Annotated in this window: 20 protein-coding genes and 1 tRNA gene; 13 read left to right on the forward strand and 8 right to left on the reverse strand. The window is 63.4% G+C overall.

The genetic code is table 11. The annotated features are described in order from the left end of the window. The gene (gene ung, locus FEZ63_RS02025; RefSeq protein ID WP_150942325.1) at positions 1-705 is read right to left on the reverse strand and encodes a uracil-DNA glycosylase; all 705 of its coding nucleotides are present in this window, start codon (positions 703-705) and stop codon (positions 1-3) included. Positions 706-947: 242 nt separating this feature from the next. Here ung and FEZ63_RS02030 point away from each other — a divergent pair, with 242 nt between their 5' ends. The 5 genes from FEZ63_RS02030 to FEZ63_RS02050 all read left to right on the forward strand — a co-directional run bounded on the left by FEZ63_RS02030 (position 948) and on the right by FEZ63_RS02050 (position 7,683). Further along, the gene (locus tag FEZ63_RS02030) at positions 948-2,456 is read left to right on the forward strand and encodes a bifunctional metallophosphatase/5'-nucleotidase (protein WP_150941972.1); all 1,509 of its coding nucleotides are present in this window, start codon (positions 948-950) and stop codon (positions 2,454-2,456) included. Between the two features lie 67 nt (positions 2,457-2,523). Then, positions 2,524-4,866: an HWE histidine kinase domain-containing protein gene (locus FEZ63_RS02035; protein WP_201274064.1), complete on the forward strand. Its 2,343-nt coding sequence runs from the start codon at positions 2,524-2,526 to the stop codon at positions 4,864-4,866. 139 nt (positions 4,867-5,005) lie between these two features. Then, on the forward strand, positions 5,006-6,067 hold the full coding sequence (gene hemH / locus FEZ63_RS02040) for a ferrochelatase (RefSeq protein ID WP_150941974.1): 1,062 nt from the start codon (positions 5,006-5,008) through the stop codon (positions 6,065-6,067). Between the two features lie 186 nt (positions 6,068-6,253). Further along, positions 6,254-7,237, forward strand: coding sequence for an SPFH domain-containing protein (locus FEZ63_RS02045; RefSeq protein WP_201274065.1), 984 nt, complete (start codon positions 6,254-6,256; stop codon positions 7,235-7,237). Then, positions 7,234-7,683 (forward strand): NfeD family protein, encoded by a 450-nt coding sequence (locus FEZ63_RS02050; RefSeq protein ID WP_201274066.1) that lies wholly within the window; start codon positions 7,234-7,236, stop codon positions 7,681-7,683. The genes FEZ63_RS02045 and FEZ63_RS02050 overlap by 4 nt, the downstream gene beginning before the upstream one ends. 9 nt (positions 7,684-7,692) lie before the next feature. On the opposite strand, the gene FEZ63_RS02055 is transcribed toward FEZ63_RS02050, so the two are convergent. Together FEZ63_RS02055 and FEZ63_RS02060 are read right to left on the reverse strand one after the other, a co-directional pair. After that, positions 7,693-8,688, reverse strand: a complete 996-nt coding sequence (locus FEZ63_RS02055) for a KpsF/GutQ family sugar-phosphate isomerase (protein ID WP_150941975.1) — start codon at positions 8,686-8,688, stop codon at positions 7,693-7,695. A gap of 54 nt (positions 8,689-8,742) precedes the next feature. Next, a complete protein-coding gene (locus FEZ63_RS02060; RefSeq protein WP_150941976.1) occupies positions 8,743-9,609 on the reverse strand; it encodes a UTP--glucose-1-phosphate uridylyltransferase in 867 nt (288 codons plus the stop codon). Between the two features lie 201 nt (positions 9,610-9,810). Between FEZ63_RS02060 and galE the strand changes: the two genes are divergently transcribed. The 3 genes from galE to FEZ63_RS02075 all read left to right on the forward strand — a co-directional run bounded on the left by galE (position 9,811) and on the right by FEZ63_RS02075 (position 13,404). Further along, a complete protein-coding gene (gene galE / locus FEZ63_RS02065) occupies positions 9,811-10,800 on the forward strand; it encodes a UDP-glucose 4-epimerase GalE (RefSeq protein WP_150941977.1) in 990 nt (329 codons plus the stop codon). An 82-nt stretch (positions 10,801-10,882) separates the two neighbouring features. After that, the gene (locus tag FEZ63_RS02070) at positions 10,883-12,103 is read left to right on the forward strand and encodes a lytic murein transglycosylase (protein WP_150941978.1); all 1,221 of its coding nucleotides are present in this window, start codon (positions 10,883-10,885) and stop codon (positions 12,101-12,103) included. 56 nt (positions 12,104-12,159) lie between these two features. Next, positions 12,160-13,404 (forward strand): SGNH/GDSL hydrolase family protein, encoded by a 1,245-nt coding sequence (locus FEZ63_RS02075; RefSeq protein ID WP_150941979.1) that lies wholly within the window; start codon positions 12,160-12,162, stop codon positions 13,402-13,404. 35 nt (positions 13,405-13,439) lie between these two features. On the opposite strand, the gene FEZ63_RS02080 is transcribed toward FEZ63_RS02075, so the two are convergent. Together FEZ63_RS02080 and gltB are read right to left on the reverse strand one after the other, a co-directional pair. After that, positions 13,440-14,861 (reverse strand): glutamate synthase subunit beta, encoded by a 1,422-nt coding sequence (locus FEZ63_RS02080; RefSeq protein WP_150941980.1) that lies wholly within the window; start codon positions 14,859-14,861, stop codon positions 13,440-13,442. An 18-nt stretch (positions 14,862-14,879) separates the two neighbouring features. Further along, entirely contained in the window at positions 14,880-19,592 is a 4,713-nt protein-coding gene (gene gltB / locus FEZ63_RS02085; protein WP_201274067.1) for a glutamate synthase large subunit, read from the reverse strand. A 511-nt stretch (positions 19,593-20,103) separates the two neighbouring features. Here gltB and FEZ63_RS02090 point away from each other — a divergent pair. Further along, a complete protein-coding gene (locus FEZ63_RS02090) occupies positions 20,104-21,180 on the forward strand; it encodes a threonine aldolase family protein (RefSeq protein ID WP_150941981.1) in 1,077 nt (358 codons plus the stop codon). A gap of 60 nt (positions 21,181-21,240) precedes the next feature. Here the strand turns inward: FEZ63_RS02090 and FEZ63_RS02095 are convergent, their stop codons facing one another. Continuing rightward, entirely contained in the window at positions 21,241-21,702 is a 462-nt protein-coding gene (locus tag FEZ63_RS02095; RefSeq protein ID WP_150941982.1) for an Hsp20 family protein, read from the reverse strand. Between the two features lie 189 nt (positions 21,703-21,891). On the opposite strand from FEZ63_RS02095, the gene FEZ63_RS02100 reads away from it, so the two are divergent. Then, positions 21,892-22,950, forward strand: a complete 1,059-nt coding sequence (locus tag FEZ63_RS02100; protein WP_201274068.1) for an alpha/beta fold hydrolase — start codon at positions 21,892-21,894, stop codon at positions 22,948-22,950. On the opposite strand, the gene hisN is transcribed toward FEZ63_RS02100, so the two are convergent. Next, positions 22,870-23,652 carry a histidinol-phosphatase gene (hisN, locus tag FEZ63_RS02105; protein ID WP_150941984.1) on the reverse strand — a complete coding sequence of 261 codons (783 nt, stop codon included), beginning with the start codon at positions 23,650-23,652 and terminating at the stop codon, positions 22,870-22,872. The genes FEZ63_RS02100 and hisN overlap by 81 nt on opposite strands. Before the next feature lie 149 nt (positions 23,653-23,801). Here hisN and FEZ63_RS02110 point away from each other — a divergent pair, with 149 nt between their 5' ends. Next, a complete protein-coding gene (locus FEZ63_RS02110) occupies positions 23,802-25,061 on the forward strand; it encodes an MFS transporter (RefSeq protein WP_150941985.1) in 1,260 nt (419 codons plus the stop codon). Positions 25,062-25,215: 154 nt separating this feature from the next. Here the strand turns inward: FEZ63_RS02110 and FEZ63_RS02115 are convergent, their stop codons facing one another. Then, positions 25,216-26,106, reverse strand: coding sequence for an N-formylglutamate amidohydrolase (locus FEZ63_RS02115; RefSeq protein ID WP_150941986.1), 891 nt, complete (start codon positions 26,104-26,106; stop codon positions 25,216-25,218). Between the two features lie 170 nt (positions 26,107-26,276). Between FEZ63_RS02115 and cpdR the strand changes: the two genes are divergently transcribed. Continuing rightward, complete coding sequence (gene cpdR / locus FEZ63_RS02120; RefSeq protein WP_150942329.1) at positions 26,277-26,633, forward strand: cell cycle two-component system response regulator CpdR; 357 nt, start codon at positions 26,277-26,279, stop codon at positions 26,631-26,633. 90 nt (positions 26,634-26,723) lie between these two features. Next, positions 26,724-26,798 (forward strand) — tRNA-Val (locus FEZ63_RS02125). Positions 26,799-26,832 lie beyond the last annotated feature (34 nt).

Consider the following 26,832-nt stretch of genomic DNA (forward strand, 5'->3'; position numbering starts at 1 on the left):
CTATTCCAGCCGCCAATCAATCGGCTTCAGGCCGCGCGCTTCCAGCCAGTCATTCGCGCGGCTGAAGGGGCGCGTACCGCGGAAATCGCGCAGGCGGTTGAGCGGCGAGGGGTGTCCGGATTCGATCACTAGGTGCCTCGTGCGATCGACAAGCGTCGCGCGCTGCCGCGCTGGGCCACCCCATAGAAGAAAGACCACCGCGGATTGTCGGTCCGAGACAGCCGCGACGGCCTGATCGACCAGCGCCGACCACCCGAATTTAAGGTGCGCGCCGGCCTGTCCGGCCTCCACCGTCAACGCCGTGTTGAGCAGGAGCACCCCCTGCCGCGCCCAATCGCTGAGATCGCCGGCCCGGGGCATCGGAAGCTCCAGGTCGTCCGCCATCTCTGCCAGAATGGTACGCAACGAGGCCGGCAGACGGCGGTTGCCGCGATACGAGAAGGCCAGGCCGTGGGCGTCGCCCGGGGTGGGGTAGGGGTCCTGCCCGAGAATTACGACTTTGACCGTGTCGAGGGGGGTGAGCCGAAGCGCGTTGAAGATCTGCGCCGGGCCGGGAAGGACCTGCGCGCCAGTGGCGACCATCGCGTCGACTTTGGCCGCGACAGCCTCGGCGCTGCCGTCCTTGAAAAAGGCGAGATCCTGCCAATCGCCGACCCGCCCACCGGCCTTGAATTCGGCGAGCGCCTGCGAGACGAGGCCATTCATGGCGTCATAACCTTTCGGGCGGGGAAGCAGCTTCGTTTCTCCCGGCAAGACCATCGTTTTTCGAACGAACCATCGATTTGCGGGACGGGCAACGAGCGGTCCGATGGGCGGGCAAAACCTGCCACAAGCATGTGCGCGGTTCCGCTAGCGAACCCGTCGACAGATTGTTGCATGTGTGACACGCTAGCGCCCTAGGTTCCACAGCATTGCCTGTGAATCAACCCTATGAAGGACTCGCCAACATGCGCCCAAGCCGTCCCCTTTCCGCCATCCGCGCCGGCCTTTTCGGATTGTCGCTCCTCATGTCCGGCTCGGTGCTGGCACAGGAGGCGGTGACCCTTCGTTTCGTCCAGACCAACGACATCGATCGGATGGGTGCCGAGAAGGGACGCGGGGGCTTTGCCCGGCTCGCGACGGTCGTCAAGGAGGAGCGCGCCAAGGGAAACGCTTTCTTCGTGCATGCGGGCGACACCATCTCGCCCTCGCTGCTTTCGGGCTTCGACAAGGGCGCGCATATCATCGACATCCTGAACAAGATCGGGGTCGACGCGATGGCGCCTGGCAACCATGAATTCGACCTCGGACCGGAGGCGTTCCGCGCCCGCATGGCCGAGGCGAAATTCGACGTGCTGGCCACCAACATCATCGACGGCAACGGTCTCCCGGCCAACACGAAGCCCGATAAGGTCGTCGACGTTCAGGGCATCAAGGTCGCGTTTTTCGGCCTGACCACGGAAGACACGCCGATTGCGTCGAGCCCGGGCGACATCAAGTTCAGCTCGACGATCAACACCGCCCGCGCCAAGGCAAAAGAGCTCCGCGAAAAGGGTGCCGACATCGTGGTCGCCATTGCCCATACGCCGCTGGAAGTCGACATGATCATCGCGCGTTCGGCGGGCGTCGATGTCATCATCGGCGGCCACGACGAGCACCTCTTGGCCTTCTATGACGGCAAGGTCGTCCTCACCGAATCGGAATCGCAAGGAAACTACGTCGTCATCACCGACCTGTCGGTCATGAAGGCGCAGAAAGACGGAAAGACGACGGTGACGTGGACGCCCGGCTTTCGCATCATCGACAGCGCCAATGTCAAACCGGATCCGGAAATCGAGGCGGTGGTGAAGGGCTATGAGGATAAGTTGTCCAAGGAGCTCGACATTGAAATCGGCCTCACCGAAACCCCGCTCGACAGCCGCCGCGCGACCGTCCGCGGAGGCGAAGCCGCCATCGGAAACCTTGTCGCTGATGCCCTGAAAGCGGCCGTGGGCGCGGACGTGGCGGTCACCAATGGCGGGGGGCTGCGCGCCGACAAGCAATATGAGGCGGGCCAGAAGCTGACCCGCCGCGATATTCTCTCCGAATTGCCGTTCGGCAACACCACCGTGCTGATGGAATTGAGCGGCGAGAAGCTCAAGGCGGCTCTCGAGAACGGGGTCAGTCAGGTGCGCGAACTCGGCGGCCGCTTCCCGCAGGTCTCCGGCCTGATGATCGAGGTGGACCTCAAGGAGCCGGTGGGCAGCCGCATCAAGTCGGTCAAGGTCAACGGCGAGCCGCTCGATCCGGCAAGGACCTACAAGCTCGCCACCAACGACTTCATGGCGCGCGGAGGCGACGGCTATCGGGCCTTCATCGACGGAAAGCCGCTGGTCGACGTCGCCGCGAGCCAACTCATGGCGACGCAGGTCATCAATTACGTCGCCAAGGCGGGCAAGGTCGCGCCGAAGGTCGAGGGCCGCGTCGTCCTGCGCTGATTGCCTATGAATGAACCCGGGATTGGCATCCGCCCCCGGGTTCGTTCGCCGTCCGACCGCCAAGAGGATGAAAAGGCTTTATGAATCCTCGCGCCCGCATTATCGATGTGACGATTGCCGAGGCCGCATCGCCTCGCCCACACCGAACGATCAGCAAAGCGGAGCGATCTCCCCCTTGAAGGCCTACCCGCGCACGGCAACCTCGAGTTTTCTCCGCAAGGCGCTGCGCCGGTCTTTCACCCGGGGCCGGGTGGCGTTCATCATGGGATTGTTCGGGGTGGCCTTCATTGTCACCACCTTCGGCTACATCGCTCTCGAACAACGCGGCCGCCTCATTCAGCGCAACGCTGAGGAAATCGCCAGCAACGCCTTCTTTATGGCGGATCATGCCGCGCGGCTTTTCGAGGTGACCGATCTCACCTTGCGGCAGACCGCCGCGCTCGTCGAGGATGAGAGCTGGTACACGATCGAGCCGTCGCGGCGTTTGTGGGAACAGATCAACGCCATCAAGGAAGCGCTCCCCTATATCGAGGATATCTGGCTCAATGATTCGAGCGGCCGGCTTCGTCTGACCTCGGCGAAGTTTCCCACCCCCGCTTCCGACGCATCGGACCGGGACGCGTTCCGCGAGCAGTCCAAATCGGACAAGGGCCTGTTTGTCGGGGAACCCATCACCGGACGGGTCACACGGCAGCCGACCTTCATGGTGAGCCGGCGGCTCGAATATCCGAACGCCACGTTTCGCGGCATTGTCTCGGTGACGGTGGCGCTGAGCTATTTCGACGCTTACTGGGCCAAGTTGCGACTTCCCAAGCGAAGCCGCGTCACGCTGATGCGCGGTGGCGACGGGACCATTCTGGCGCAATATCCTCCACCTGCCGACAGGATATCGTTCGCCGCAAACGACAAGGCAGCATTTCAAAGAGCGGTCGCGGCGAATCCACAGTCGGGGACGTTCTTGTACGACGACAGCGGAATCGCGCGGGAAGCCGCCTATCACAAGGTATCCGAGTTGCCGCTCTATATCGGCATCAGCATTCCGCAGGATTCATACTGGAATCCCTGGATCGCGCAGACGCGCCTTTATGGCGTCTTTGCGCTCATTGCATTTATTGCGCTCGTGGCACTGACGACCCTTGCGGGATGGCAGTTTCGCGAGCAGGCCGCAAATACCAGATTGCTGTCGGACGAGGTCGCATTGCGCACGGGCGAGTTGCAGTCCGAGACGGCCGCGCTCGAAGTTCTCAACCGGACCGGGACGACGCTCGCGGGGGAGCTCGAGATCGACCACATCATGCGCAACGTCGTCGATGCAGCGGTGGAGCTGACGGGCGCGCAGGTCGGCGCATTCTTCTACCGGGCGAGCGCAATCGACGATACGGACGGCAGCGACGATGGTTTTGAATTGTATGCGCTGTCGGGGACCGCTCAGGAGGCGTTCCGCGAAACCTCGAGTTTGCGCGATACCAACGTGTTTTCGCCATCGCTTTCCATGGGAAAGATCGTACGCTCCAATGACATTCTGGCGGAAGCCGATGAGAACCAGGCATCGCCCTTCCGGCCCATGCCCGCAGGACGTTCCCCCATGCGCAGCTACATGGCGGTGCCGGTTGTCTCGCGAACGGGCAATATCAATGGCGTGCTGGTGTTCGGGCATGAAAGGACGCGCGTTTTCACCGAGCGCAGCGAGCGACTGATGCAGGGGCTGGCCGCGCAGGCCGCCATCGCGCTCGAGAATGGTCGGCTCTATCAGGCGGCGCAGTACGAGATCGAGGAACGCAAGCAATCCCAGGCCCAGCAATCGCTGCTCATCCGCGAGCTCCATCACCGGGTGAAGAACACGCTGGCCACCGTTCAAGCCGTTGTGGGGGCGACAGCGCGCTCGACCACCAACATCGATGATTTCTACGAGGCCTTCGTCGGCCGCATCATATCACTCGCCAACACCCATTCGCTCCTGACCGAAGCCGTGTGGCAGACCGCGTCCCTTCGCGAGATTCTCGAGAAGGAACTGACACCTTATTACGACGACAGCGGCGAGCGCATCAAAATCGAAGGACCGATGGTGGAATTGCCATCCGAGGCCGCGGTGCCAATCGGAATGGCGGTCCATGAGCTGACCACCAACGCCGCCAAGTATGGCGCATTGTCGGTCGATACGGGGCGGGTCTCGGTCCATTGGACGTCAGAACCCGAAGGGGACAGCATACGCCTCAAGCTGACCTGGATCGAGCGCAACGGCCCCCCGGTCACCGCGCCCACCCGGCAGGGCTTCGGGTCGCGGCTGCTGCACCGGGTGCTGACGACCCAGCTCAATGCCCATGTGGAGATGGATTTCGATGAGACCGGCCTGCGTGTGTCCCTCGCCATGGTGCTGAGACAGGGCGGATTCCTGAACCCGGTCGCCTGATCGGGATCCTTTTCTCACGCAGGTGCCGGTTTTTGGAGACGCGACACGCCATCGCGTTGCTCTCGAGCCCGGATCCCTTATTTAAAGCGACATCAAAGCGCGCGACCACTCGCAGGTTCGCTGCCGAGGGGCCCCGTCGATGAATGAAAGTGTCAAGTTGAGCGGCATGCGCCAGGGTGTCTGCCCGGTGGATCACCCGACCGTCAAGGCGGGCCGGGTCGGCGTGCTGCTGGTCAATCTCGGAACGCCCGAGGGGACCGATTACTGGTCCATGCGGCGCTACCTGAAGGAGTTTCTATCCGACAAGCGCGTCATCGAAACCTCGCGCCTGCTGTGGTGGCCGATCCTCAATCTGATCATTTTGACCAAGCGCCCGGGTCCCAAGGGCCGTGATTACGCGTCGATCTGGAACAACGAGCGCAACGAGGGGCCGCTCAAGACCATCACCCGCGCGCAGGCCGAAGATCTCGCCGGTCACCTCCAAGCTGTGGCAGGCGACAAGGTGTCGGTCGACTGGGCGATGCGGTACGGCAAACCGGCGATGCGCGAGCGCATCCAGGCGCTGATGGACGAGGGCTGCGATCGCATCCTGCTCGTGCCGCTTTATCCGCAATACGCCGCCGCCACCTCGGCGACCGTTTGCGATCATGCGTTCCGAGCCTTGATGGACATGCGCTGGCAACCATCGATCCGCGTGTCGCCGCCTTATCATGACGACCCGGTCTATATCGATGCCCTTGTCACGTCCATGAAGCGCGATCTCGCGAAACTACCGTTCGAGCCCGAAGTGGTGCTCGTGTCGTTTCACGGGGTGCCGAAGGAATATCTGTTGAAGGGCGATCCCTATCATTGCCAATGCGTCAAGACATGGCGGTTGATGCGGGAAGCGTTTGGCTGGCCGGCCGATCGATTCCGCATGAGCTTTCAATCCCGCTTCGGGAAAGCCGAATGGCTGCAGCCCTACACCGACAAGACCGTGCAGGCGCTGGCCGAAAGCGGCGTCAAGCGCATGGCGATCGTCGCGCCCGGGTTCACCGCGGATTGCCTCGAAACCCTGGAAGAACTCGACGTGGAAAATCGCGAGATCTTCATGCATCACGGTGGTGAGCAATTCGCGTATCTTCCCTGCCTCAACGACAGCGAGGAGGGCATGCGTGTGATCCGGCACGTTGCGGAACGCGAGCTTCAGGGCTGGATCTAGAGCCTGATCCGGCGAAGTGGATTCCGGTTCGCCGAAAGATCATGCGCCCAACAAGGCGATAGAGCCGGATCAGATTCTGAATCCGACTCTAGCGCATGATGCTCCAAGCCGTGGCGATCTAGGCGGATCCAGCGCTTTCGGATATTGCTTTGAGGCTCGCGCAACGAGCGGTTGCCAGGAGGCCTCATGCCGTTTCTGATGGGTTTCGATATCTTCGTCGTGGCGTTCGTCATCCTGATCGTGCTGACGATCGCCATGGGCGTGCGCACGGTGCCCCAAGGTTATGCCTACACGGTTGAACGCTTCGGGCGTTATTCCCGTACGCTCGGCCCCGGTCTCGGCCTCATCGTTCCTTACGTGGAGAAGATCGGCAAGCGCGTGAATGTCATGGAGCAGGTGCTCGATGTTCCGAGCCAGGAGGCCTTCACGCGAGACAATGCGGGCGTCACCATCGATGCCGCGGCCTTCTACCAGATCCTCGATGCGGCGCGCGCGTCCTATGAGGTCTCCAACCTCAATCAGGCGCTTCTGGTCCTCACAATGACCAATATCCGCACGGTGGTCGGCTCCATGGATCTCGACCAGTTGCTGTCTCACCGCGACGAGATCAACGAGAAGCTCCTGCGCGTCCTCGATGCTGCGGCCTCGCCGTGGGGCGCCAAGGTCACCCGCGTCGAGATCAAGGATATCCTGCCGCCAGCCGATCTTGCCGGTGCCATGGCGCGCCAGATGAAGGCCGAACGGGAGAAGCGCGCTGCCGTGCTCGAAGCCGAGGGTTTGCGGCAGGCCGAGATCCTGCGCGCTGAGGGCGACAAGCAGGCGCAAATCCTCTCCGCCGAAGGCCGGAAGGAAGCAGCCTTCCGCGATGCGGAGGCGCGCGAGCGACAGGCGGAAGCTGAAGCGAAGGCGACCACCATGGTCAGCGATGCGATCACGCGCGGCGATCTGTCGGCCGCGAACTTCATCGTCGCCGAGAAATACATCGAAGCTTTGCGCGCCATGGCGACGGCGCCGAACCAGAAGGTGGTGATCGTGCCGATCGAGGCCGCCGGTCTGGCGGGCACGCTCGGCGGCATCGCCGAATTGACGAGAGCCGTCTTCGGCGAAGGCGGCGCCAGCTCCCGTCCGGCTCGCACCGTGCCAGCCGTCGGCGGGCAGGCGCGCTCATGATCGCGAACGCCATCGTCAGTCTCGGCCCGTGGGCGTGGATCATCGTCGGGATCGTACTCATCGGCATCGAGCTTCTCGCGCCCGGCGTGTTCTTTATCTGGCTCGGCCTTGCGGCGATCGCGACGGGTGTGCTCGACGCGGCATTCGACCTGTCATGGCAGCTTGCGGCGCTGATTTTCGCGGTGTTGGCGGTGGCGGCGGTCGGTTTCGGCCGCACCCTTGCGCGGCCAAGCGCGCAGCACGACACGGAAGCGGCGTCTCTCAATCATCGCGGCGAGTCGCTCGTGGGACGCGTATTCACGCTCGAAACCGGCATCGTCGACGGAGCCGGGCGTATTCGCGTGGATGACAGTTCGTGGCGGGTGACCGGACCGGAAAGACCAGTCGGTGCGCAAGTCCGCGTCGTGCGGATCGAAGGCACGACTTTGGTGGTGGATGACGCGTAGCTCGACGTCTTATGCGGCGCCGACGCGCAGCAGATCGAGGTAGTGAACGAGGCCGACGGGCCGCTCGTTCTCGACCACGATCAAGGCCGTGATCTTCGACGTTTCCTGAATTTCGAGCGCTGTCGCCAGCAGATCATCGGGCGCGATGGTGCGCGGTTTGCGGGTCATGATGGATGCGACGCTGAGCGAGCCGAGATCGGGCCTCAGATTGCGGCGCAGATCGCCGTCGGTGACGATCCCCGCGAGCACGCCGTCCGGATGAACGACGATCACCGAGCCGAAGCCCTTGCGGCCGATTTCCTCGATCGCTTCGCTCATCAACGCATCGAGCGAAACGATCGGCAGGCGTTCGTTCTTGTGCATCACGTCGCGCACGAGCTTGAGTCGCGCCCCCAGCTTGCCGCCCGGGTGGAAGACGCGGAAATGTTCGGCGGTGAAGCCCCGTTTTTCCAGAAGCGCGATCGCCAGCGCATCGCCAAGGGCGAGCTGCATGGTGGTCGAGGTGGTGGGAGCAAGGCCGTTGGGGCAGGCCTCGTCGGCCTTGGGTAGCGCGAGACAGAGATCGGCGGCACGTCCGAGGGTCGATTCAGCGTTCGATGTCAGCGCAATCAGCGGTACGCGGAAGCGTTTGGAATAGCCGATCAGGTCCGCCAACTCGCTCGTTTCGCCGGACCACGACAGAGCGATGATCACGTCGTCCTGCTGGATCATGCCGAGATCGCCGTGGCTTGCCTCGGCCGGGTGCACGTAATGCGAGGGCGTGCCGGTGGACGCCAAGGTCGCGGCGATCTTGCGGGCCACATGGCCGGATTTGCCCATGCCGCTGACAATGACCCGCCCGGACGACCCGGCGATGGTCTCGACCGCCGCCGTGAAGATCGGACCGAGGCCGTTCCCGATGGCATCCATGAGCGCAATCAGGCCGTCGCGCTCGGTCCCGAGCGTACGCAGGGCCGAGGAGACAGCCTGTTCGGAGGGAGGGGAGACCGTTTTTGCGTTTGCCATGGCGGCCCCTCTAGCACGGAGCGACCGCTCGGCGGAACCCTTTTGGCCGAGCGCCTATTTCTGGCGCAGGAAGTCCTCGAGCTCCTTGCGGAATGCGGGGCCGAGCTCTTCGCGCTCGAGGGCATAGGCCACGTTCGCCATCAGGAAGCCGATCTTGGACCCCGTATCGTAGGTCCGCCCCTCATACTTCATGCCGAAGAAAGCCTGATCCTTCATGAGCCGGATCATCGAATCCGTCAGCTGGATCTCGTTTCCGGCGCCGCGCTCTTGGTTGGACAGCAGGTCGAACACCTGGGGCTGCAGGATGTAGCGGCCGGAAATGATGTAATTCGAGGGTGCGGTGCCCTGCGGCGGCTTTTCCACCATGCCGGTGATTTCAAACGTCTGGCCGAATTCCTGCCCGACCGACACGATGCCGTATTGGTGGGTCTGGTCGGCCGGCACTTCCTCGACGGCGATGATGTTGCCGCCATGCTTGTCATAAGCCGCGATCATCTGCTCCATCGAGCCTCGGCTCAGCATGTCGGGCAGAATGACCGCGAAGGGCTCGTCGCCCACCAGTTCCCGCGCGCACCACACGGCATGCCCCAGCCCGAGAGGCTCCTGCTGACGGGTGAAACTGGTCTCGCCCGCTTTCGGCTGGTCCTTCGCGAGCGCCTCCAACTCCTTGGTCTTTCCGCGCTCGGCCAATGTCCGGTTCAGCTCGTAGGCAATGTCGAAATGGTCCTCGATCACCGCCTTGTTGCGGCCTGTCACGAAAATGAACTGCTCGATGCCGGCCGCGCGCGCCTCGTCCACTACGTGCTGCACGACGGGGCGATCCACCACGCACATCATCTCCTTGGGCACCGCCTTCGTGGCGGGCAGGAAACGGGTGCCGAGACCGGCAACGGGGAGGACGGCTTTGCGGATACGCTTCATTATCGGACCATGGTGAGCAGTGAACGGAGGAGAAAACAAGGCGATGCGGGCAAACTGTCAAGTTTCGATCACCAGACAACGCCGGCCCACCCGCCTTGTTTCATCGGAGTCCCCCCATTCTTGAGGGGGCGAACCTGAAGCGTACCTGAAGCATTCTGGTTAAAGCGCTGCTACAAGATCGCAAAAGCAAGGAGACGCCGAATGGCTGTTTTGGTCACCGGGGGCGCTGGATATATCGGCAGCCACATGGTCCTGGAGCTTGTGGATGCGGGCGAGACGGTCGTCGTGCTCGACGACCTGTCGACTGGCTTCTCGTGGGCTGTTCCTCAGGAGAACGCGATCCTGGTCACCGGAGATGTGGGAGATTCCAAGCTTCTGCACCAGCTGATCTCCCGCCATAAGATCGACAGTATCCTGCATTGTGCCGCCAAGGCGATCGTGCCGGAATCGGTCGCCGACCCCTTGGCTTATTACCTCAACAATACCGTCAAGTCGCGCGCGCTCATCGAGGCGGCGATTGCCGGAGGCGTTCCGAATTTCGTCTTTTCCTCAACCGCGACAGTCTACGGCAATGTGAACGATGATGTCCTCTCCGAGGATCTTCCGGTCGCACCCATCAACCCTTACGGCCGCACCAAGGTCACCACGGAGTGGATGCTGGAGGACGCTCACCACGCCTACGGCCTGCGCTACGGCGTGCTGCGCTACTTCAACGTGGCGGGCGCCGATCCGAAGGGCCGGGCCGGGCAATCCTCCCCGCAAGCGACCCACATCATCAAGGTGGCCGCACAGGTGGCGCTCGGTCTCCGGCCACATCTCGACGTGTTCGGCACGGATTACGAGACCCCCGACGGAACCTGCATCCGCGACTATGTCCAGGTCACGGATGTGGCGCGTGCTCATCTGGTGGTGCTGGAGCACCTGCGCAAAGGCGGCGACAGCGCGATCATGAATTGCGGCTACGGCCACGGTGCCTCGGTGCTCGAGGTGGCCGAGGTGGTGAAGAAGGTGTCGGGCGTCGATTTCGAGATCAGGCCTGGCCAACGGCGGAGCGGAGATCCTGCGCGTCTTGTCGCCAAGGTCGACCGTCTGCGGGCGCTCGGATGGACGCCGCGATACGACGATCTTGAGAAAATCGTGTCTCAGGCTCTCCGTTGGGAGAGGCTTCTGACGGAGCGTAAAGCCGCATAGGCGGCCTCTTTCAACCGATTGTTAACCCCCTTAATGTCGGTATGGCGGGACGGAGAAGCCTGCTTGAGGGGGAGCCACGTTCATGAACGCGCTGATTCGATGGGCTCGCCGGTTCGGCGGGATCGGCATTGTCTGTGTGAGTCTCGTCATCGGCTTGGCGGCGACCCCGTCACAGGCGCAGGACGGCCAACAAGCCGACTTCCGCGCCTTCGTGCAGAACCTCTGGCCGGCCGCTAAGGCGCGGGGGGTCTCGCGCGCCACCTTCGACGACGCCTTCCGGGGCGTCGAACCCGATGCGAAGATCATCGCGCTCACCCGCAAGCAGTCGGAATTCGTGCGCCCCATCTGGGACTACATCAACGGCGCGATTTCAGCTCAGCGCCTCGATCGCGGCCGCAAGATGGTTGGCGAATGGTCACACACGCTCGCCGCGGTCGAGCGGACCTATGGAGTCCCGAAGGAGGTCGTCCTCGGCGTTTGGGGCATGGAGACCAATTTCGGCAGTTTCACCGGGTCGATCTATGTGGTGCGCGCGCTCTCCACACTGGCTTACACGGGGTATCGCGGGGAGTTCTTCAAAGAGGAACTGCTCACGGCGCTGCAGATCCTCGAGGCCGATCATATCGACCGGGACAAGATGCTGGGCTCCTGGGCGGGCGCCATGGGGCAGACCCAGTTCATGCCCTCGAGCTTCATGAAATTTGCCGTCGACGGCAACCGGGACGGGGTGCGCGATATCTGGGCCTCGGTTCCCGACGCGTTGGCCTCCACGGCAAATTATCTGCGCCAGAATGGCTGGAAGCCGGGCCTTCCGTGGGGGTTCGAGGTCAAGCTGCCGCCAGGCTTCGACTACCGGCACCTGCGCCGTGGCTTTAGCCAGTGGGCGTCGCTCGGGTTCAGCCGCGTGGACGGCAAGGGAATGCCGCGCGCCGGCGAGGCGACGCTGTTTCTGCCCGGCGGCGCACGCGGGCCGGCCTTCCTCGTCACCGACAATTTCGACGTGATCAAGAGCTACAACTCCTCGGACGCCTACGCCATGGGCGTGGCCCATCTGGGCGACCGTCTCGTGGGCGGCCCGGCGATTGCCGGCGCCTGGCCGAAGCACGAGCCGATGCTGGACAAGGACGAGCGCGAAGAGCTGCAGAAGCGCCTCGCGGGGCTTGGGCTCTATACCGGCGATGCCGATGGCAAACTCGGCTCGAAAACCCGTGATGCCCTCCGGAACTTCCAGATGCGGCGCGGCTTGATTCCCGACGGCTACGCGGATGTTGCCGCGTTGCGTGAATTGCGCACGGCCCGCTGACGGAGCCCCGTTGGGGCGCTATAACGGGTGCGGGCTCGGAAGGAACGGAACCACCCATGCGTCCAAGGTCGCTTCTGCGCGTGCTGCTGACGGGTTTGCCGCTGATTGTCGGCAGCGGGCCCTCGGCTTATGCGCAATATTACGGCTACGCTCCGAATGCCCCCTATCCGCAGCAAAGACGGCCGCCGCCCCGCAACGCCTATCCGCCCGGCTACTATCCCGGCAAACTGGTGCAGCCGGCACCTGGTTTCAGCCTGCGGCGCTTGTTCGGCGTCCAGGAAGCGCCGCCGCCGATGACCCCGCCTGTCGTTCGCCCCCGCCGTGCGCCGGCGCCGCGTTCCACCGTAGTGCGGCAGGAAAAACCCAAGGCCGACCCGACCACTCAAGTCATCGTTTTCGGCGATGCTCTGGCGGAGTTCGCCGGACAGGGCCTTGGCGAACTCTTCTCCGATTCCGAGGATGTGGCCGTCATCCGCAAGGCCAAGGCGGATGGCGGACTCGTTGAGATGGACGGAGCGGACTGGACCAAGGCGATCGATGAGGCGCTCGGACCCGGCAAGAAAACCAATGTCGCAGTCATCATGCTCGGCACGCAGGATCGGCAGTCTCTGAAGCAGGATGCCGCAAGCTACGAGCCGTTGACGGATAAATGGCGCGAAATCTATCGTGGACGCGTGGATGCCGCGATGCGCGCGTTCAATGAGCGAGGCCTGCCGGTCGTCTGGATCGGCCTTCCGCCAGCCCGAAACGCCAAGACATCCGAAGACTTCCTCGCCATGAACGAGATCTATCGCGAAAGCGTGCAGCGCAATGGCGGCACCTATGTGGACGTCTGGCCGGGTTTCGTGGACGAGGAAAACCGCTATGCGATGACCGGCCCCGATGTCGACGGCCAGCCCGCCAAGCTCCGTACCAATGACGGCGCGTTTTTCACCAAAGCCGGCTCCCGCAAGATCGCCCATTTCGCCGACACCGAGATCAAGCGGCTGATCGAATCGGGGCAACCCGCCGCCATCGGGTCCGCACCGCCAGCCGATGCGGGAACAGCGCCCGATTCACTCGAGGCAGCGCTTCCCGCGCTTCCGGACGACGTGGCACCGGTGTCGCTGCCAACGAAGCCCTTGATCGGGCCGGTGTTGCCGCTCAATCAGCCCGTGGTAGCCCCGGGCGGGACGCTCGTGACCGGGGCGCCGAAATTGAATGGCGACCACGCCTATTCGCTCCGCCGCGCGCTCCGGAACGGCATCGCACCCGCCTCACGTCCGGGGCGAGCCGACGATTTCCGCTGGCCGCCCTCGTAGGCTCTTTCTAGAATCTGGCGAGTGCCAGATTGCTGCTAGCGCGGCAGGTCGCTTGATCCCATCAGGAATTTGTCGATGGAATGCGCCGCCTGCCGTCCCTCGCGAATGGCCCAGACCACCAGCGATTGGCCGCGCCGCATGTCGCCGGCGGCAAAGACCTTCTCGCCTGACGTCCTGTAATCCACGTCGTTGGCGAGTACGTTTCCGCGCCGATCGAGTTCGATTGCCGATTCCGCCAGAAGATCTGTCTTGGCGGTGCCCGCAAAACCAATGGCGAGGAACACGAGATCGGCCTTCAGGATGAACTCGCTGCCGGCGATCGGCTGGCGCTTCTCGTCCACGCGCGCGCATTTCACGCCGGTAACGCGGCCGTTCTTTCCTTCGATGCTCAATGTCGCGGCCTGAAACTCCCGGTCGGCGCCCTCCGCCTGACTTGACGAGGTTCGCATCTTGGTCGGCCAGTACGGCCAGACGGTGAGCTTGTCCTCGCGCTCCGGCGGCCGCGGGCGGATGTCGAGCTGGGTAACCGAGAGGGCACCTTGGCGGAACGATGTTCCGACGCAATCCGACGCCGTATCGCCGCCGCCGATCACCACCACATGCTTGCCCGACGCGACGACCGGCTCGCCGTCGACGCTCTCGCCGTTCACGCGCTTGTTGGATTGCGTCAGGAACGGCATCGCGAAATGCACGCCGGCGAAATCCTGCCCCGGCAGTTTCGGATCGCGCGGATCCTCGGCGCCGGCTGCAAACAGCACGCAATCGAACTCGTTGTGCAGCGACGCGAAAGTTTTCGTCACGCCCACATTGACGCCGCAATGGAACACGACGCCCTCGGCTTCCATCTGCTTTACCCGACGGTCGATATGGTGCTTTTCCATCTTGAAGTCGGGAATGCCGTAGCGCAGCAATCCGCCGGGCTTCGCCTCGCGCTCGAACACGTGAACCTCATGACCTGCGCGGCCGAGTTGCTGGGCGGCGGCAAGTCCCGCTGGTCCCGATCCGATGATCGCGATGCGCTTGCCGGTCGTGACCGATGGAACCTCCGGTTTGACCCAACCCATCTCCCAAGCCTTGTCGGCGATGGCCTGCTCGATGGTCTTGATGGCGACGGGCTGGTTCTCGAGGTTGAGCGTGCAGGCTTCCTCGCACGGCGCCGGGCAGATGCGGCCGGTGAATTCGGGGAAGTTGTTGGTGGAATGCAGGTTGCGCGCGGCTTCCTCCCAGTCGTTCTGGAACACGAGATCGTTCCAGTCCGGGATCTCGTTATGCACCGGGCAGCCTGTGGGCCCGTGGCAGAACGGAATGCCGCAATCCATGCAGCGTGCGGCCTGCTTCTTCAGATCGCCTTCGTCCAGCGGCAGCGTGAATTCGCGGAAGTGGCGAATGCGTTCGCCGGCGAGCTGATATTTCTGCTCCTGCCTGTCGTATTCGAGAAAGCCCGTGACCTTGCCCATGGATCTGCCCCTTCGTCCTTATTCTGCCGCCTGCAGATTGCGCAGCCGATCCATTTCCTGCAGTGCCCTGCGGTATTCCACCGGCATGACCTTCACAAATTTCGTGCGGTAGGTCGCCCATTCGTCAAGGATGTGTTTGGCACGCTCCGAACCCGTATAGGTGGCGTGGTTCGAGATGAGTTGCATCAGGCGCTCCTCATCGGAACCCGACATGTTGCCGAGGATGTCGATGCGGCCCTTGGTTTCGAGATCGCCGCCGTGGTGGTGGATCCGCCGCATCAGTTCCTCTTCTTCCTCGACGGGTTCGAGATCGACCATCGAGAGATTGCAGCGCTTGGCAAAGCTGCCATCCTCGTCGAGCACATAGGCGATGCCGCCGGACATGCCCGCCGCGAAGTTGCGGCCGGTCTGGCCGAGCACGACGACGAGGCCGCCCGTCATGTATTCGCAACCGTGGTCGCCGGTTCCCTCGACCACCGCGATGGCGCCGGAATTGCGGACCGCGAAGCGCTCGCCCGCGATGCCGCGGAAATATGCCTCGCCCGCGATCGCGCCATACATCACCGTATTGCCGACAACGATGGAATGCTCCGGAACGGCCCGGCTCTGGGCGGATGGCCGGATGATCAGTTTGCCGCCCGATAACCCCTTGCCCACATAGTCGTTGGCCTCGCCCGTCAGCGACAGGGTGACGCCCGCCGCAAGCCAGGCGCCGAAGCTCTGTCCGGCCGTGCCTTCGAGGTTCACCGTGATGGTGTCGTCGGGAAGGCCCTCATGGCCGTAGCGCATGGCGACTTCTCCCGACAGCATCGCGCCGATTGTCCGGTCGGAACTGCGGACCTTCGCGTCGATCACGACAGCCTCGCCGGTCTCAAGCGCTGCATGCGCTTTGGCGATCAGGTCGCGGTCGAGCACGTTTGCGATCGGGTGAGCCTGCTGCTCGCTGTGCCGGATCGCAACATGCGGACCGGCATCGGGCTTGTGGAAGATGCGCGAGAAGTCGAGACCCTTCGCCTTCCAGTGGTGGATCGCCTCGTTCTTGTCGAGAAGATCCGACTGGCCGATCATCTCGTCGAGCGAGGTGAATCCCATCGCGGCCATCATCTCGCGCACTTCTTCGGCGACGAAAAAGAAGTAGTTGACGACGTGTTCGGGCAGGCCCTTGAAGCGCTTGCGCAGCACGGGATCCTGCGTGGCGACGCCGACCGGGCAGGTGTTGAGATGGCACTTGCGCATCATGATGCAGCCGGCGGCGATCAGAGGCGCGGTCGAGAAACCGAACTCGTCGGCACCGAGCAAGGCCGCAATCACCACGTCGCGCCCGGTGCGCAAGCCGCCATCGGCCTGAATGGCGACGCGGCCGCGCAGGCGGTTCAGCACCAGCGTCTGCTGGGTCTCGGCGAGGCCGAGCTCCCACGGCGAGCCCGCGTGCTTCAGCGAAGTGAGGGGAGAAGCGCCCGTGCCGCCCTCAAAACCTGAGATCGTGATGTGGTCGGCGCGGGCCTTGGCGACACCGGCCGCCACCGTGCCGACGCCCACTTCCGACACCAGCTTCACCGACACGTCGGCAGCCGGGTTGACGTTCTTCAGGTCGAAGATCAGCTGCGCCAGATCCTCGATCGAATAGATGTCGTGATGCGGCGGCGGCGAAATCAGCCCGACGCCAGGCGTGGAGTGACGTACGCGTGCGATCTTGGCGTCGACCTTGTGGCCGGGCAATTGTCCGCCTTCGCCGGGTTTGGCGCCCTGCGCAACCTTGATCTGCATCATGTCGGCATTGACCAGATACTCGGTCGTGACGCCGAAGCGGCCGGACGCCACCTGCTTGATGGCCGACCGCTTGGAACGGCCGTCGCTGAGCACCCGGAACCGGTCCGGTTCCTCGCCGCCCTCGCCGGTATTGGACTTGCCGCCGATCGAGTTCATGGCGAGCGCCAGCGTCTCGTGCGCCTCGCGCGAGATCGAGCCGAACGACATGGCGCCGGTGGCGAAGCGCTTCACGATCTCCTTGGCGGGCTCGACGGATTCGAGCGGAACGGGTTTGCGTCCGCTCTCCTCTGCGAGCTTGATCTTGAACATGCCGCGGATCGTCTTGAGATGGTTCTCCTGCTCGTTCACCAGACGGGCGAATTCGCGATAGTGATCCTGCGCGTTGAGACGAACGGCGTGTTGCAGGGTCGCGACCGTGTCGGGATTCCACGCATGCTCCTCGCCGCGCAGGCGGTAGGCGTATTCGCCGCCCACATCGAGCGCGTGGCGATAGATCGGCGCGTCGCCGAAAGCATCGCGATGGCGCTGCACATTCTCGACCGCCACCTCGTCCATCCCGATGCCTTCGATCATCGTCGCGGTGCCGAAGAAGTCCCGGTTGACGAAGTCCGATTTCAGGCCGACCGCATCGAAGATCTGCGCGCCGCAATAGGATTGATAAGTGGAGATGCCCATCTTGGACATCACTTTTAGCAAACCCTTGTCGATCGCCTTGATGTAGCGCGAAACGATTTCGTCCTCGTCCACTTCCTTCGGCATCTCGTCCTTCATGCCGAGGAGCGTGTCGAAGGCGAGATACGGGTTGATGGCCTCGGCGCCGTAGCCGGCAAGGCACGCAAAGTGGTGGATCTCGCGCGGCTCGCCCGATTCCACCACAAGCCCGACCGAGGTCCGCAAGCCCTTGCGGATGAGATAGTTGTGCACGGCAGCGGTGGCGAGCAGTGCCGGGATCGGAATGCGGTCCGGCCCGACCATGCGGTCCGACAGGATGATGATGTTGTAGCCGCCGTGGACAGCCGCCTCGGCGCGGTCGCAAAGCCGGTCGAGCGCACCGTCGAGCGCTTCTGCGCCGAGTTCGGACGGGTAGGTGATGTCCAGGGTCTTGGTGTCGAAACGATCTTCGAAATGCCCGATGCAGCGGATCTTCTCGAGATCCTCGTTAGTGAGGATTGGCTGGCGCACCTCCAGCCGCTTGCGGCGCGAAGTGCCTTCGAGATCGAGGATGTTCGGGCGCGGGCCGATGAACGACACGAGGCTCATGACGAGCTCCTCGCGGATCGGATCAATCGGCGGATTGGTGACCTGGGCGAAGTTCTGCTTGAAATAGGTGTAGAGCAGCTTCGGCTTGTCCGACAGCGCAGAGATCGGCGTGTCGGAACCCATGGAGCCAACCGCTTCCTGGCCGGTCACGGCCATCGGCTGCATCAGCAACTTGAGATCTTCCTGTGTGTAGCCGAAGGCCTGCTGGCGATCGAGCAGAGACACGTCCGTGCGCGATTCGCGCGCCTGCACGGGCTTGAGATCTTCCAGCACGATCTGCGTGCGCTTCAACCACTCCTTGTAAGGGTGGGCGGTGGAAAGCTGCTGCTTGATTTCGTCGTCAGAGACGATGCGGCCTTCCTCGAGATCGATGAGCAGCATCTTGCCCGGCTGCAGCCGCCACTTCTCGACGATCTTCTCCTCGGGAATCGGCAGCACGCCCATCTCGGACGCAAGCACCACGAGGCCGTCATCGGTCACGAGATAGCGCGCCGGACGAAGGCCGTTGCGGTCGAGCGTCGCGCCGATCTGCTTGCCGTCGGTGAAGCACACGGCGGCGGGGCCGTCCCACGGTTCCATCAGGGCGGCGTGATATTCATAGAAAGCACGCCGGTCATCGCCCATGAGCGGATTGCCGGCCCACGCTTCGGGGATCAGCATCATCATGGCGTGGGTCAGCGAGTAGCCGCCGCGCACCAGGAATTCGAGCGCGTTGTCGAAGCAGGCCGTGTCGGACTGACCCTCATAGGAGATCGGCCAGATTTTCGAGATGTCGTTGGCGAAGAGATCCGAATCGACGGATGCCTGTCTTGCCGCCATCCAGTTCACGTTGCCGCGCAGCGTGTTGATCTCGCCGTTATGGGCGACCATGCGGTAGGGATGCGCGAGCTGCCAGGTCGGGAAGGTGTTGGTGGCGAAACGCTGGTGGACGAGCGCGATCGCGCTCTCGAAACGCGGGTCCTGCAGATCGAGGTAGTATTTGCCGAGCTGATGCACCAGCACCATGCCCTTGTAGACGATGGTGCGGGACGACAGGCTGACGGGATAGTAACCGGAGGTGCGCGCGTCCTTCATGTCGTAGACGGCGTTCGAAATCACCTTGCGGGCGAGGAACAGCTTGCGCTCGAATGCATCCTCGTCGTCGGGCGCCTTGCCCTTGCCGACGAAGATCTGCCGGTGCAGCGGCTCGCCCGCCTTGATGCTCTCACCGAGATCGCGCGAATCGACCGGCACGTCGCGCCATCCCAGAACCTGCAATCCCTCGGCGACGATGGCCTTGGCGACGATCTCCTCGACGAGCGCGATGCCTTCGAGGTCGCGCGGCATGAAGAGATGCCCGACGCCGTACTGCCCTTCCTCCGGCAGCCAGATGCCGAGCTTGGCGCATTCGGCGGCGAAGAAACGGTGGGGGATCTGGACGAGAATGCCGCAGCCGTCGCCGCTCTTCGGGTCGGCACCGACGGCGCCGCGATGGTCCATGTTCTCGAGGATGGCGAGGCCCTGTTCGACGATGGTGTGCGTCCGGCGGTTTTTCATGTCGGCGATGAAGCCGACGCCGCAGGCATCCTTTTCGCGGGCGGGATCGTAGAGTCCCTGAGCGGGCGGAAACGCGGGGTCGCGGCCAAACGGGGCGGTGCTGGCGGCATCGGCTGTCCGCGACGGGACGGCGGCTTCCAGGCTCTTCATCGATGGTTCGCTCATTCCGGGGCCTCGCTCATACCAGATCTACATATCCGCTCAGGCACGTCATAGAAGTCTTGAGGCGGCTGGGGTCTGGGGAGGATTGGATCGCCCTTCGCCCGCCGTCTTCTTCGTCTTTGGAGGGCCGGGTCCTGTCGCGTGGTGCCCGCTCCTCGCGGGCTCACCGGGCTGATGTCAGCCGAGATTCGCCCGTTCCGCCCACGTTTTGCGGGCGGCATTGGTGGTGTCTCGTTTCGTTCGCGTCTGGCGAAGCATTAACAATATCCCAAGGGCGAGAGCGCAAGCGCTCCAGATGGGACAGCATGGCTGTCCTAATACAGGCAAATTGGCAGACTTCACCACGCCGCACAAGAGGCGGTGGAAAAGTTTTAGACAAAAATTTCAAGCCGGGGCTGAGGATTGCAACAAAGCCACTTTTTTCCGAGTCCCAGCGAAAGACTGCACCGATAGGTCAAGGTTCTTGACATGAGGTCGCCGGTCGGCAGTCTGCTCCGCCGAAGGAGACCATTCGATGAATTTCGCCAGCGACAACATCGTGGGCGCCAGCGCCCCGGTCATGCAGGCCCTCGTGCAGGCCAATGCAGGGGCAATGCCCGCCTATGGCAACGACGAACTCACCGCGGGCATCAAGCGACGCTTCGCCGAAATTTTCGACCATGAGGTTGCGGTGTTTCTGGTCACGACCGGCACGGCCGCCAACGCGCTGGCCCTCTCGTCTGCCGTGCCGCCGTGGGGATTGTGCATCTGCCACGAGGAGGCGCACGTGATCGACGACGAATGCGGCGCACCCGAGTTCTTCATGCATGGCGCGAAGCTCAAGGGGCTGCCGGGCGTCGGCGGCAAACTCGCGCCCGCAGCCGTGTCGTCCTATCTCGACAGCCTCCCGAAGGCCGTCAAGCAGATGCCGCCCAAGGCGCTTTCGATCTCGCAGGTGACCGAGTGCGGCATCGTCTATTCGCCGGCCGAGATCGCGGCGCTGGGCGCGGTGTGCCGGGAGCGCGGCCTTTTCTTCCACATGGATGGGGCGCGCTTCGCCAACGCACTCGTGTCGCTCGGCTGCACCCCCGCCGAGATGACGTGGAAGCAGGGTATAGACATTCTGTCCTTCGGCGCGACCAAGAATGGCTGCCTGATGGCGGAAGCGATCGTGGTGTTCAACAGAGATCTCGCCGAGGCCATGGATTACCGCGCCAAGCGTGCCGGACAGATCATCTCGAAGGGCCGCCTGATCGCAGCTCAGCTGCAAGGGTATTTTGACGACGACCATTGGCTCGCCAATGCCCGTCACGCCAATCTGATGGCCAGGCGCCTCGCGGAAGGGCTGACGCAATTGCCGGGGGTGCGGCTCGCCTGGCCGACCGAGGCGAACGAGGTCTTCCCTGTCGTGCCGAAGCGCGTCCATAAAGCGCTGCAGGAGGCGGGCGCCCGCTATCTCACATGGACGGAGATCAGCCTTCCGCAGGGTGAGCAGATCAGCGCGGACGAGGAGCTGATCCGTCTCGTCCTGTCATTTGCCACGACTGAGAATGAAATTGCGTCCTTTCTCGACCTAGCGCGCGCCGGATCGGCCAGACAGGCAGCCGAATAGGCCGCAAAAAAAGCGCCCCGGACCGGCCGGGACGCTTCAAAACAGCTCGTCGATTGGCGATTAGGCCGCCTGCTTCGCCTCGATGGTGGGCGTGGCGGTGCGCGTCGCAATCGGGATCCGCTTCGGCTTCTTCGATTCCGGGATTTCGCGGACGAGATCCAGGTGAAGCAAGCCGTTCTCAAGGCTGGCGCCGGTCACCTGCACACCGTCGGCGATCTGGAAGCGCCGCTCGAAGGTGCGGGCCGCGATGCCCTGGTAGAGCACTTCGGCCTTTCGGCCTTCAGAGGCCTTCTGCTCGCCGCGCACCGAGAGGGTGTTTTCCTTCACTTCGATCGAGAGATCCTGATCGGTGAAGCCGGCGACCGCGACGGTGATGCGGTACGCATTCTCGCCGGTGCGCTCGATGTTATAAGGCGGATAGGTCGGGGCCGCGTCGAGGCCGACCGACTGGTCGAGCAGCGCGAACAAGCGGTCGAAACCGACCGTATTACGGTAGAGGGGAGCAAGATCAAACTGTCGCATGGCATATCCTCCATTAGAAGCAACATGCAGAAATCCGGACCACCACAACGGGCTGGGCCGAGGGACGTGCCGCCTGGATGGCCAGCACGATTGTGATCTGGGAATCGCCATGTCGGCTGTCAAGAGGCGGATAGGCAAAGCAAAAAATCCTCCTATAAAGGCGACAGTTCCCGCTTGAGAATGCGCGCCGTGCTTCAGCTCCTGGCCACCCCCGACAATCCGGTTCCGCACAATCCGCACCTCGTCGAGGTGACGACGAGCGATGGTCTCCGGCTGCGCGCCGCCTATTGGATGCCGGAGGGCGATGCCGTGAAAGGCACCGTCTGCCTGATGCAGGGCAGGGCGGAGTTCATCGAAAAATACTACGAGGTTATCGGTGACTTACGGCAGCGGGGTTTTGCTGTCGTCGCCTTCGATTGGCGCGGACAGGGCATGTCTGGCCGGCAGGTCAAGAATGCCCGCAAGGGTCATGTGAGGCGCTTCGCTGATTTCCGCCGCGATATCGAGGCGGTCCGCGATCAGGTTCTGGTGCCGTTCATGCCGGAGCCGCATTTCGCGCTCGCTCACTCGATGGGTGGTGCGATTGCGCTCGCCGCCGCCCATGACAGTTGGCTGCCCTTCCGCCGCCTGGTGACGACGACCCCGATGATCGCGCTCTCGATGGTCAAGTATTCGCGCCTCGCGGCGATCCTGGTCCGGGTGCTGAACTGGCTCGGCTTCGGCAAGGCGTTCGTGCCGGGCGGCGGTGCCACCTCCATCTCGACCAAGCCGTTCACGGGCAACCGGCTGACGAGCGATCCGGTCCGGTATGGCCGCAACGCCCAAGCGGCGCAGGCGATCGGCGACGGCGCCATCGGGGCGCCGACCGTCTCGTGGCTCGATTCGGCCTACCGCTTCATGAAGCGTTTCATCGATCCGCGTTACGCGCCAAAGATCCGCCTGCCCACGCTGATCATCGCCGCGGGAGCCGACCCGGTTTGCGCGACGCCAGCCACCGAACGCTTCGCTGCCCGGCTCAAAGCGGGACACGCCATCGTGATTCCCGGCGCCCGCCATGAAATCCTGATGGAACGCGACGAGATCCGCGAGCAATTTTGGGCCGCGTTCGATGCCTTCATTCCGGGCACGCCGGAAGCGATCGCAATTGCGTCGAGCGCCCCCGTGAGGCTAGCGGCTCAGCAACTCGATGGCGGCGGCATGGACCCGGCTGTCGCCGGCAGCCACGATACGGCCGCCCTGAGCGGCTGAGCCTCCATCCCAGGAGGTCACGATGCCGCCGGCGCCCTCGATGATGGGGATCAGCGCGACGATGTCATAGGGCTTGAGGCCCGATTCGACCACGAGGTCGATATGCCCTGCAGCGAGCATGCAATAGGCATAACAATCGCAGCCGTAACGGGCGAGCTTGGCGACGCTCTCGACCCGGTCATAGGCGCGCAGATCGTCGCCGGCAAAGAGCTTCGGGTTGGTGGTGGAGATGATGGCGTCCTTCAGGGACGAGCAGCGGCGGGTCCTGAGCTTGCGCTCGCCGCCCGGCCCCTGATAGGTCGTCCGGCCGCAATCGCCGAAGAAGCGCTCACCGGTGAACGGCTGGTGCATCATCCCGAAAGCCGGGCTCCCGTTGCGGGTGAGGCCAATCAGGGTGCCCCAGGTGGGCAATCCGGCAACGAAGGCGCGGGTGCCGTCGATCGGGTCGAGGACCCATACGTATTCGGCCTCTTCCCGCTCGGTCCCGAATTCCTCGCCCACGATGCCGTGGGTCGGAAACGACCGCTTGATGATCTGGCGCAAAGTCGACTCGCCGGCCCGGTCGGCCTCGGTCACCGGGTCGAAATCGCCACCGCGGGATTTGTCGTCCATCGTGATGGCGGTTCGGAAGAACGGCAGGATTGCCTGGCCCGAGACGGTCGCAAGCTCATTGACGAACTGCGTGAAGTCGATGAGCGCCATGATGCGTTGAAATCCTCTGTGCGGGCCATTTTAAACGGGAACAGGCTTGTTTAAACAGGAACCGGCTTGGCGTGCCGTTCGCCTTCCGGTTTTATCAAGCGCTTCTCCCGGGGCAAGAGACCCTGGCACCTTACCGGACAATAACGAGAATGAATTACGCCTCTCCGACGGTCCCGCGGCACCGGGAAACCGCTTTCTTCCTCATTGCGTCGCTGGTGGCGATTTATTCGATCAGTCAGTTCCTGCGCAATTCCGTCGGCGTGATCGCCAACGATCTCGCGCGGGAGCTCAGCCTTTCGGCGACCCAGATCGCGATGTTGTCCAGCACGTTCTTTCTTTCGTTTGCGGCTGCCCAGATCCCTGTCGGCATTGCAATCGACCGTTACGGGCCGAAAAAGGTCATGCTGACGATGGCCGTTCTGACCATGGTGGGCACCCTGCTGTTCTCGATTGCACCTTCGGCCGGCATGTTGATCGCCGCGCGGGCGCTCATGGGTCTCGGCTGCTCGACCTTCCTGATGGCGCCGCTCGTGATCTATGCCCGGCGCTTTCCGCCCGAGCGCTTCGCCGCGCTGGCGAGCCTGCAATTGGGATTTGCCAATTTCGGCACATTGGCCGCGACCGCGCCTTTGGCCGCGTCGGCGGCTGCGGTCGGCTGGCGCGGAACGTTCCTCGGAGTGGTCGCCCTGACCGCTATCCTGTCGGTGGCTCTGATCTTCGCGGTGCCCCGGGACGCGCGGGTGGAATCGGGGCGCGAAAGCTGGGTTTCGGCCTTTCGGGGCGTTGGGGCCGCGCTCAGGGTGCGGTCGTTCTGGCGGGTTTTCTTCGTTCACCTGACGGCCTATTCGTGTTTCGCCTCGACCATCGGCCTCTGGGGCGGCCCGTTTCTCAGCGACGTGCACGGAGCCGATCTCAGCGCCCGCGGCAACATCCTGCTGGTGGGTGCCGCCGCCCAGACGGTCGGGTTGTTCGGCTGGGGCGCCATGGATCGCTTCTGGGGCAGCTACAAGCGCCCGGTTATGGCGGGCGGACTGATGACGGCGCTGCTCCTTATCTTTCTGGCGGTATTCCCCATCGACCGAACGTCCGCGACCGTCTGGTTCGCCCTCTTCGGCCTTGCGGTCGCGTTCACGCCCATCCTGACGGCTCACGGAAAGTCGCTTTTTCCACCGGAAATCACCGGGCGGGGGATCACGCTCATGAATATCGGCACCATGGGCGGCGCGTTTCTATCCCAAAGTGTCACCGGGGTGCTGATGGATGCGGTGGGGCGGTCATCGGCGGGCATCTATCTGCCGGAAGGCTACCGGCTGGTCTTTGCCGCGCTGGCCGGCTGGATGCTCCTGAGCTTGGTATTTTATGCAGGTGCGGTCGATCCGCATCCTAGCAGGCATGCGCCATGCGCATAGAAAACAACGAAAATTGTGTTGCGTTTTGTGCGCCGCACATTAAATTGTGCATTGCGGTATGGCGATTGGCGTCGCCTTATCGTGCCCTTCTTGGGCGTTTCCTCCCTAAACTTCGGGCCGCTCGCAAGGGCGGCCTTTTTTCTTGCCCAAACCGCTATTCGGCGGCGATGCTGCGAGGCGTGATCTCGCCGCCGAGGTCGTCCATCACCTGACGGAATGCATGCCTGAGGTCGGCCGCGAGGGTCGCGAAGGCGGGCTTTTTTTCGAGCGTGCGCTCCTCCATGTAGAGCGCGCGGTTGATCTCGATCTGCAATGCGTGTCGGCCGAGGGCCGGTTCGCCGTAATGCTCGGTGATGAAACCGCCCGCATAGGGCTTGTTGCGGATCACCGTATAGCCACGCTCCCGAAGTGCCGCCTCCATCAATTCGGTGAGCACTGGCGCGCAGCTGGTGCCATAGCGATCGCCCAACACCATATCCGCCTTCGCGCCGTCATCGCGATTGACGCTGCTCGACGGCATCGAATGCCCGTCGATGAGAATGGCCTCGCCGAAGGTCTGCGCCGTGCGCCTGACCAGCTGTCGCAGCGTCCGATGGTAGGGCTTGTAGAGCCACTCGATGCGCCGCAGCGCCTCCTCCACCGGGAGGCGGCCGGCATAGATTTCCTGCCCATCGGACACGATCCGCGGGATTGTGCCGAGTCCTCCTGCGACGCGCATGGACCGGGTATTGGCGAAAGTCGGGATCCTGCCGTCGAACATCCGCGAGTCGAGCTCGTAGGGCTCCCGGTTGAGATCCAGATAGGCGCGCGGAAAATGCGCCGTCATGAGCGGAGCACCGAGTTCCGCCGCTGGCGTGAACAACGCATCCACATAGGCGTCCTCGGACCGGCGCAGGGCCAGCGCATCGAGGCGAGACTGAGCGAGGAAGGAGGCCGGATAGACCGCGCCCGCATGGGGGATGTTGAACACGAGGGGCAAAATTTGCGCCGGAGGTTCGACGACAACGAAAGCGGGGTCGAACTCGTCGGTCAGGGTTGAACGCATTCCGGACACTGGCTTTGCTGGCTTCACAAACGTAGCGTCAACCAGTTTACGGCAGCGGCCTGATCTGTCCACGGCTATATGATTTGGAAAGGTCGCCATTTTTCACGGGTTATTTACCCGCACGCGTCATGAAGAGGCGATACATCGAGACGATTTGGGGCTGGCGGCTGATGAAGATCCTTCTTGCCGAAGACGACAACGACATGCGGCGCTTTCTCGTGAAGGCCCTGCAGAACGCCGGCTACGACGTAGCTTCGTTCGATAACGGTCTTTCGGCCTATAACCGGCTGCGGGAAGAGCCCTTCGAACTCCTCCTGACGGACATCGTGATGCCCGAAATGGACGGCATCGAGCTCGCGCGCCGCGCGACCGAACTCGATCCCGAGATCAAGGTCATGTTCATTACGGGTTTTGCGGCCGTCGCCCTGAACCCGGATTCGCAGGCCCCGCGCGACGCGAAGGTGCTGTCGAAGCCGTTCCACCTGCGCGATTTGGTGGACGAGGTCGACAAAATGATGGCCGCCTGAAAAAGGTTCGCCGCCACGGCTTGCGTCCCCGCGCGCGAGCCGGTATATCGCGCTCCACACCCGAAACGGGGCGCAAGATCGCCGTTTCTCGGGCGCGTAGCTCAGCGGGAGAGCACTACGTTGACATCGTAGGGGTCACAGGTTCAATCCCTGTCGCGCCCACCATTTGCTTATTGTCGGCCTTCCCGAGAGGCTGCTG

Origin of the sequence: Microvirga brassicacearum (genome assembly GCF_008757455.1) — a bacterium.
Classification (GTDB): domain Bacteria; phylum Pseudomonadota; class Alphaproteobacteria; order Rhizobiales; family Beijerinckiaceae; genus Microvirga; species Microvirga brassicacearum.